Origin of the sequence: Alteromonas sp. AMM-1 (assembly GCF_047290655.1) — a bacterium.
In the GTDB taxonomy this organism is placed as follows: Bacteria; Pseudomonadota; Gammaproteobacteria; order Enterobacterales; family Alteromonadaceae; genus Alteromonas; species Alteromonas mangrovi.
On the sequence record NZ_JBLBUE010000192.1, the window covers coordinates 1 to 6,031 of the forward strand.

Consider the following 6,031-nt stretch of genomic DNA (forward strand, 5'->3'; position numbering starts at 1 on the left):
AACCGGGCTAACGAAATCACGCTGCACCATGTCGTTTAACAAAATGGGTGTACCGAAAGCGTTGTCTACCGGTACATCAAAGAAGCCCTGGATCTGCTCAGCGTGCAGGTCGATAGTAAGCACGCGGTCAACGCCTACATTTGACAGGAAATCCGCAACCACTTTGGCGGTAATCGGTACACGCGCAGAGCGAACTCGACGGTCCTGACGGGCATAGCCAAAGTACGGGATAACCGCAGTAATACGACCCGCTGATGCGCGGCGCAGAGCGTCGATCATCACGATCAGTTCCATCAGGTTATCATTGGTGGGCGCGCAGGTAGACTGGATAATAAAAACGTCCGAACCACGGACGTTTTCATGAATTTCTACTGCGATCTCGCCGTCACTAAAACGGCCGACGGTGGCATTGCCAAGCTTAGTATAAAGGCGATCGGCAACTTTCTGGGCTAATTCAGGAATCGCGTTACCTGCAAAGAGCTTCATGTCTGGCACAAGTGTTTCCTCGGTGCTTTAATAGTAGGAGGTGGCTGGGGTAGCTGGACTCGAACCAACGGATGGCGGGATCAAAACCCGCTGCCTTACCAACTTGGCTATACCCCATCAAATTGTTGTCGTCAGGCTTGTGACACTTGTTCTAATTTTAGTAAAAGCGGCGAAATATTCACACCTTTTGCGACGAATCCCGACCATGTTGACGGCAATTTTTTTTGCACATCCAAGGCCTGACCTACTGTCTCAAATCTGGCAAATACACACGCGCCCGTGCCCGTCATCCGCGACGGTGCGTAGTGTACCAACCACTGTAATAATTTTGCAACTTCCGGATGCGCATTGCATACAATTAGCTGGCAATCATTACGGGTTGACTCAAAATCGTAATCGCACCACTGCATCGACGGCGTGTTTCTTGGCAAATCAGGATGGCCAAAAACGTCTGCTGTGCCTACGTGAACGCCGGGAAACACCACTAAGTACGCGTCCTCTGGCAACGTCGTAGGATAAATATCCTCACCTACGCCGCCTGCAAACGCGGTTTTTCCGTGTACAAAAATCGGTACGTCGGCACCCAGTTTCAGACCTATTTCTGCCAGTTCCGTGGTGCTAAGACCACATTGCCAGTAGTGATTTAACGCCACCAGTGTGGTTGCCGCGTTCGATGAGCCGCCACCAATGCCGCCGCCCATAGGCAATTGTTTATCCAGCAAAATATCAACACCACAACCATGAGGGCTGTGGTCCTGAAGTAACCGCGCAGCGCGGTAAATTAAGTTATCCTCGGTATTCACTCCGGGAATGTCAGGTGTAATGCTGATTCTGCCGGTAGTGTTAATGTTGAATGCCAGCCTATCGCCCGTGTCTAGCATTTGAAACAGGCTTTGTAACTGATGATAGCCATTCGGATAACGCCCCAGAATATGCAAAAATAAATTGAGTTTGGCGGGACTTGGCCACCAGTCAGGGGTTAATTGAGTTTCCATTTATCGATACGGATTTTAATCAGGTGTTCGGGTTGTTGTGGATTGGTTAACGTAAGGGCATGGGGTAACCACACATCGTCAACCTGTTGATATTTGCTGTAATTAACTATCCATCCTGCACATTGCTGGCAGGCTGGTTTTAACATTGAAACCAGTCCGTGTTCGTCCAGTTGATAAGAATCAGTGGCTTTGGGTACTCCCTTTATCCAGCTCAACAGCTGATTAACCGGAATGTCCCAACCCGTCATCTGATAAAGCAGTAAGCTGGCGCTGGGGTCGCGATACGTTTCGCCATCAGCCTCCAGTACCGCTCCGTCGCGGGAGTTCTGCATGTCTACCAGCGTGATCCCCAGAAAATTACTTAAACGGAATTCGAAGTCTTGCTGTTGTGTTTGCCAGCGAAGGTTGGCACTTAACGACTGTTCCGGATGCTTAATTGCCAGCTTACCACTGATAGCCCAGACATTAATGTTGTTGAGTCTGGCTAACTGTTCCGGTAAATCTACCGTGCCTTCCGGTTGCGGCAGGCGCGTTGCACACCCACTTACAAAAATGATGAAAAACCAGACAAAAAGGCGTCGAAACACGGTCAAACCTAAAAATTCTATTAAAACGATAGTGGAACATAGAACTACCAGCACTTTCAATCATTTTGGGTTTTTCGTACAATGCCGCTCCATTATAGCTGTTGTCGAACCTCATGACCCTGATTGCCCTCGGAATAAACCACAAAACTGCACCGGTAGAACTGCGTGAAAAAGTCGCGTTCACACCGGATTCGCTGGTTGAGGCGTTGTCATCGTTAAAATCCTTCGATGGCGTTGAAGAGTCGGTGATTGTATCTACCTGCAACCGGACTGAACTGTATGTTGCTGCCGATAAAGTGGATACAGCCAGGTTAATAGATTGGCTCGCTGCATTTCACAACGTCGATCGCCAGCAGCTGAGTGCCAACGCCTACATCTACGAGCAAAACGCTGCCATTGAACACATTATGCGGGTAGCGTGCGGGCTGGATTCTCTGGTATTGGGTGAGCCTCAAATTCTGGGGCAGATAAAACAAGCTTACAACCACGCCCGTCATTCAGGGTTAGTCAGTACGCAGTTTGATAAGCTGTTCCAGCATACCTTTACTGTAGCCAAGCGCGTACGCAGTGAAACAGAAATTGGGGCTAATGCTGTGTCTGTGGCCTACGCTGCGGTGCAGTTGGCCAAACATATATTCGCCCGGCTACCTGAACGCTCGGTCTTATTAGTGGGCGCAGGTGAAACCATTGAGCTGGTCGCGCAGCATTTGAAAGAGCAGGGCGTTAAACGACTGGCTGTTGCCAACCGCACGCTGGCGCGTGCTGAAAATCTGGCAGGGGCGTTGGGCGCTGAAGTGATGACACTGAGTCAACTGCCCGAAAAATTGCATCAGTTTGACATTGTGATCAGTTCAACAGCCAGCCAATTGCCACTGATAGGCAAAGGTATGGTTGAAGATGCGCTCAAGCAGCGCCGCAATTTACCCATGTTTATGGTGGATTTGGCGGTGCCACGTGACATTGAAGCGCAGGTAAATGAATTAGGTGACGCCTATTTATATACCGTGGATGATTTGCAACATATCGTGCAGCAAAATATGGCGTCGCGTGAACAGGCCGCTGCACAGGCGCAGGTAATTATTGAGCAGCAGGTTGGCAGCTTTTTACAATGGCAGCAGTCCCGTCAGAGTGTTGATCTGGTTAAACAGTACCGCGATCGAGGCAATCAGCAGAGACAGGAATTACTCGACAAAGCGTTAAAACAACTACAGGAAGGCCAGACAGCACAAGACGTAGTGGAAGAACTGGCCTATAAATTAACCAATGCATTACTTCACGCACCGACCCGAGCGTTGCGTGATGCCTCAACTCAGGTTGATCAACGCACCACCCGCTGGCTGGCAAAGGCGTTTGAACTGGACAATCCTGACAACAGGTAATCGTTACACATATATCAGGAATAATATGAAAGAATCCGTAGTCCTAAAATTGGAAAACCTCGTTGAACGCTTTGCCGAGGTGCAGGCGTTATTGGGTGATCCTGGCACGATTAGCAACCAGGAGAAATTCCGGGCGCTGTCTAAAGAGTTCAGCCAGTTAGAAGACGTGGTGGCGGGATTTAATGCGTATCGTCAGGCAGAAGATAATCTGGCTTCTGCTCAGGAAATGCTGCAGGAAGACGATGCTGAAATGCGTGAAATGGCCCAGGAAGAGATTAAGGCGGCTAAAGTTGAAATAGAGCGCCTGGAATCTGAACTGCAAATCCTGTTATTACCTCGTGACCCAAATGACGATCACAGCTGCTTCCTGGAAATTCGCGCTGGTGCAGGCGGAGACGAAGCGGCGATTTTTGCTGGCGATTTATTCCGTATGTACAGCCGCTACGCAGAAACTAAGGGTTGGCGGGTAGAATTGATCAGTGCAAACGAAGGCGAACACGGTGGCTTCAAAGAAGTCATTGCCAATGTGTCGGGCGATGGTGTGTATGGCATTCTAAAATTTGAATCAGGTGGTCACCGGGTTCAGCGTGTGCCTGAAACTGAGTCGCAAGGGCGTATTCATACGTCAGCCTGTACCATTGCCGTACTGCCTGAAATTCCCGAATCTGAGGCCATTGAAATTAACCCGGCCGATTTACGTGTAGACACCTTTCGCGCCTCGGGTGCGGGTGGTCAGCACGTTAACAAAACCGACTCGGCCATTCGCGTAACCCACTTACCAACCGGCGTGGTAGTGGAATGTCAGGATGAACGTTCACAACACAAAAACCGCGCTAAAGCGATGTCGGTATTGCAAGCTCGCCTGAATCAGATGGAGCAGGATAAGCGCGCAGCAGAAGAAGCGTCAACACGTCGAAATCTGGTAGGCAGTGGCGACCGTTCCGAACGAATTCGCACGTATAACTTCCCGCAGGGACGGGTTACTGATCACCGTATCAACCTTACCTTATACCGCCTTGACGAAGTAATGGAAGGCAGTTTAGGTGCGTTAATTGAGCCTATTCGTCAGGAACATCAGGCCGATCTATTGGCGTCTCTGGCAGATAACTAAGTGTCCGCCGAAACGGGTATTTCCATTTCTGACGCAATCCGTTGGGCGGTGCACTCTCTACAAGATGGGGAGTCGCCTGCGGTGGATGCCCGTGTGTTGGTATGCCATGTGCTGGATTGCCAGCAGAGCTACTTATATACCTGGCCGGAGAAGTTACTTTCTCTGGCTCAACATGCAGCGCTGGTTCGCTTAGTGGAACAACGCCAACAGGGAATTCCGGTAGCCTACCTCACTGGTAAACGTCAGTTCTGGGATTTGCTATTACAGTGTAATGCCACAACGTTAATACCCCGACCAGAAACCGAATCCCTTGTAGAAGCTGCATTGGCACTGGAAATTCCAGCCAATGCCAGGGTATGCGATTTAGGCACGGGGACCGGCGCGATTGCGCTGGCGCTGGCTTATGAGCGCCCTGGTTGGAAAATCACAGGTGTTGATCGCATTGCTGACGCCATTAGTCTGGCAAAAAGTAATGCCTTGTTGAATCACATCGACGGTGTTGAGTGGCAGGTAAGTCATTGGTTTAGCGCGCTTCCAAGTGATGTGCGATACGATTTGATCGTGACTAATCCTCCTTACGTAGAATCTAATAGTCCGTATTTACTGCAGGGTGACGTTCGATTTGAGCCTCAATCGGCGTTAACTGCGGGAGAGGATGGTCTGGATGACATCCGGCATATTGTGGCTGAATCACCAGTGCGGTTGGCGCAATGCGGTTGGTTATTAATTGAACATGGCCATACGCAACATCAGGCAGTAAAATCGCTCATGCAACAACGCGGTTTTTCGGGCTGTAAGGCCATACAAGACCTTAACGGACACAATCGCATTACCCTTGGACAGTGGATAGAATAAGGTTTTGGACAGTTCTCGCCGATGCACTATACTTCTGAGTCGACGGCTTGTATAACTATATGATCTGTGTCTGAAAAAGTGGTAAGTCGGCGAGTATTGCCAGTACGTAGTTAAGCCAGCTTTAACACGCTGCACGCTAAGTAGTCAGGGTGGCCCATATGGTTGATAAGACATTAAAGGGATGCGTTAAATGAACGATGATGATGTTTTGTTTGTAGAAGAAGATGACGAGCCAGAGCAGGGAGAACTCGGTTACTGGAAGGTGTTGATTGTTGACGACGAGCCTGAGGTTCACGCCGTAACCCGGCTGGCTCTAAATGACTTTACGTTAAATGGTCGCGCACTCACCTTTTTAAGTGCCTACGATGGCGAAGAAGCCCGTCGTATGTTCCGCGAGCACAACGACATCGCAGTGGTGCTGCTGGACGTAGTAATGGAATCTGATGATGCTGGTTTGCGTGTTGCAGATTACATCAGAAACGATTTAGAAAACCATTTTACGCGCATTATTCTGCGTACCGGTCAGCCAGGCCAGGCGCCTGAGAAAGACGTAATCATTAACTACGACATTAATGATTACAAGTCGAAAACTGAACTCACCGCCCAAAAACTCTTTAC

7 protein-coding genes and 1 tRNA gene are annotated in these 6,031 nt (G+C 49.5%); 4 read left to right on the plus strand and 4 right to left on the minus strand.

Annotated features, from left to right (window positions below; translation table 11 throughout):
- The 4 genes from prs to lolB all read right to left on the minus strand — a co-directional run.
- Nucleotides 1–495: ribose-phosphate diphosphokinase (gene prs, locus ACLR2L_RS18090; protein WP_413370164.1), on the minus strand; the 495-nt coding region annotated here is incomplete at its 3' end.
- Between the two features lie 32 nt (nucleotides 496–527).
- Nucleotides 528–603 (minus strand) — tRNA-Gln (locus ACLR2L_RS18095).
- 14 nt (nucleotides 604–617) lie between these two features.
- Entirely contained in the window at nucleotides 618–1,481 is an 864-nt protein-coding gene (ispE, locus tag ACLR2L_RS18100; protein WP_413370166.1) for a 4-(cytidine 5'-diphospho)-2-C-methyl-D-erythritol kinase, read from the minus strand.
- On the minus strand, nucleotides 1,466–2,068 hold the full coding sequence (gene lolB / locus ACLR2L_RS18105; RefSeq protein ID WP_413370168.1) for a lipoprotein insertase outer membrane protein LolB: 603 nt from the start codon (nucleotides 2,066–2,068) through the stop codon (nucleotides 1,466–1,468). The genes ispE and lolB overlap by 16 nt, the downstream gene beginning before the upstream one ends.
- Before the next feature lie 113 nt (nucleotides 2,069–2,181).
- Here lolB and hemA point away from each other — a divergent pair, with 113 nt between their 5' ends.
- From hemA to ACLR2L_RS18125, 4 genes are all read left to right on the plus strand, one after another.
- Nucleotides 2,182–3,447, plus strand: a complete 1,266-nt coding sequence (gene hemA / locus ACLR2L_RS18110; RefSeq protein WP_413370170.1) for a glutamyl-tRNA reductase — start codon at nucleotides 2,182–2,184, stop codon at nucleotides 3,445–3,447.
- 25 nt (nucleotides 3,448–3,472) lie between these two features.
- The gene (gene prfA, locus ACLR2L_RS18115) at nucleotides 3,473–4,558 is read left to right on the plus strand and encodes a peptide chain release factor 1 (RefSeq protein ID WP_413370172.1); all 1,086 of its coding nucleotides are present in this window, start codon (nucleotides 3,473–3,475) and stop codon (nucleotides 4,556–4,558) included.
- Complete coding sequence (prmC, locus tag ACLR2L_RS18120) at nucleotides 4,559–5,413, plus strand: peptide chain release factor N(5)-glutamine methyltransferase (RefSeq protein ID WP_413370174.1); 855 nt, start codon at nucleotides 4,559–4,561, stop codon at nucleotides 5,411–5,413.
- A gap of 190 nt (nucleotides 5,414–5,603) precedes the next feature.
- A partial coding sequence (locus ACLR2L_RS18125) for a response regulator (protein WP_413370176.1) occupies nucleotides 5,604–6,031 on the plus strand: 428 nt, incomplete at its 3' end.

Coding starts and splice junctions, on each gene's coding strand:
- ispE (WP_413370166.1), bottom strand. CDS start 1,481: ATGGAAACTCAATTAACCCCTGACTGGTGGCCAAGTCCCGCCAAACTC.
- hemA (WP_413370170.1), top strand. CDS start 2,182: ATGACCCTGATTGCCCTCGGAATAAACCACAAAACTGCACCGGTAGAA.
- prfA (WP_413370172.1), top strand. CDS start 3,473: ATGAAAGAATCCGTAGTCCTAAAATTGGAAAACCTCGTTGAACGCTTT.